This is a genomic window from Frankia sp. AiPs1 (assembly GCF_023716945.1).
Lineage (GTDB): Bacteria > Actinomycetota > Actinomycetes > Frankiales > Frankiaceae > Frankia.
In genome coordinates this window covers 1-1,940 of record NZ_JAMQQF010000810.1, presented here as the reverse complement: position 1 = coordinate 1,940, position 1,940 = coordinate 1, and the positions used below count along the sequence as shown (strand labels likewise).

The window sequence follows — 1,940 nt, the reverse complement described above, 5'->3', positions numbered from 1 at the left end:
CGCCGGGGGTGCCGGGGGTCGCGCCGACGACCTGCGTGACCTTGTGCTGCCAGTCCCACAGCAGCCGGCGGATCTCCTCGTCACAGGTGGCGCACGGCGCCGGGCGGCCGGCGAACGGTCGTCGACGCTTCTGGGCTCCGCAGCGCCCGCAGGCCGTCGCGGTGTCGACCATCGACGGCCGGCGGTGCGTCGTCCAGGCCGCACCGTCCCACCAGCGCAGGTGGCCGGGCGCCGCCGGGTCGGGATACCAGTCCGCGGGCCGCGTGGGTCCCGGTTCGGGAACCGGTGTCGGTCGGGGTGGAGCCGCCGGTGCCGGCCCCGCGGGCGCACCGGGTTCGTCGACGGAGATGCCGTAGCTGCGGGCGAGCCCCGCCAGCCCGCTGCTCCATCCCTGACCGACGGCGCGGAACTTCCAGCCGGACCCGCGCCGGTACAGCTCGCCGAAGACCATCGTCGTCACCGGCTCGGTGGAGTCCGGGCGGAACGTCGCGACGAGCCCGCCCGCGTCGTCGACGACCTGGATGAGCAGCCCGCCGAGGCCGGCGAAGGTGCCGTCGTCGACGGAGCCGGCGAGCACGACCGTGGTGATGTCCGGTTCGACCGCGGCGAGGGCCACGGTCAGGGTCCCGCCGTCCGCGTCGGCGGCGACCTCGACGGCCCCGCTGCGATGCCGCGGCTGGTTGAAGAAGACGAAGTCGTCATCCGAACGGACTGACCCGGCGCCGGTCAGCAGCACCGCGCAGACGTCGAGCGGCAGTGCCGAGCCGCAGCGCACCACGGCCCGGACCGTCACGGTGGGCACGCCGACATTCGCGCCTTTCGGCAGCATCGTGACAGCACTCATCGATCCCCCCGCGCCCAGATCCGTGCCGTGTCAGCGGATGGCGGCGATGCGCAGCGTCCGACCGGACGACGCCACCCGGGCGGCCAATCTTCAGACTATGCGTGGCTGCAGGCTCACGATGCGTCCGCTACCTGCCACTTCCGCCCGCAAACACGGAGTCTCTGGCAGCAACTGACGCCGGCCGGTCGCGTGCTCTGCCCGGCGGACCAGCCCTCGGCGGAGCCGCGAGGGGTTTGCCGCTGCGGGCGACGGCTATATCGGCCAGGGCACCGGTTGGCGAGGGCACCGGTTGGCGACAGCACCAGTTGGCGAGGGGAGCGGTCGGACGGCAGCGAGGGCGAGGACGCTGGCGGGTGCGGGTTGGGGTTCGCACCCGGACGCTGTCACGGGGCGTGATGGTGGCCTGGGTGCGGCGTTCGCGGCCGGCGGGCAGATGGGCCGGCTGATGGCGGCCAGGGACTGGGGGTCCACGTCGCTCGGGCCGCCCGAGGCATGGAGCACCAGCCTGCGCACCTGTGTCGGTCTGTGCCTGGAATCGCGCTTCTCGGTGGTGATCACCTGGGGGGCGGAGCTGGCCTACCTCTACAACGACGCCACGATTCCGATCCTCGGCCGCAAGCATCCCGACGCCCTCGGCCGGCCGTTTCGTGAGGTCTGGCCTGAACTCTGGGATGTCATGTGGCCGCAGCTCGACCACGTGATGTCCGGTGGCGGCGCCACCTGGTCCCAGGACCAGCGGCTGCTGATGTGCCGGCACGGCTACCAGGAGGAGACCTACTTCACCTTCTCCTTCGGCCCCGTGCGCGACGCCGAACGCGGCGGGCGGATCGTCGGCGCGCTGACGACCGCGCAGGAGACGACCCGCCAGATGATCGACACTCGCCGCCTCGCCTGCCTGCGCGATCTCGCCGCCGTCGCCTCGCACCGCGGCGACCAGCGTACGGTGTGCACCCGCGCCGCCGCGGTCGCGGGCCGCTGGCGCGACGACCTGCCGTACTGCCTCATCCTGCTGCGCGACCAGCGGCGCCCCCGCTCGCCGCCGCGGCTGATGGGCTGGTCGGGCCTGGCCGGCGAGGGCGCGGCCGCGGACCTGTTC

1 protein-coding gene and 1 pseudogene are annotated in these 1,940 nt (G+C 73.6%); one reads left to right on the top strand and one right to left on the bottom strand.

From position 1 onward, the window contains the following. On the bottom strand, positions 1–844 hold an 844-nt coding region (locus ND748_RS30910; protein WP_251749846.1), incomplete at its 3' end, for a TerD family protein. Positions 845–1,289: 445 nt separating this feature from the next. On the opposite strand from ND748_RS30910, the pseudogene ND748_RS30905 reads away from it, so the two are divergent. After that, positions 1,290–1,940, top strand: a pseudogene (locus ND748_RS30905) (PAS domain-containing protein); the annotation flags it as partial.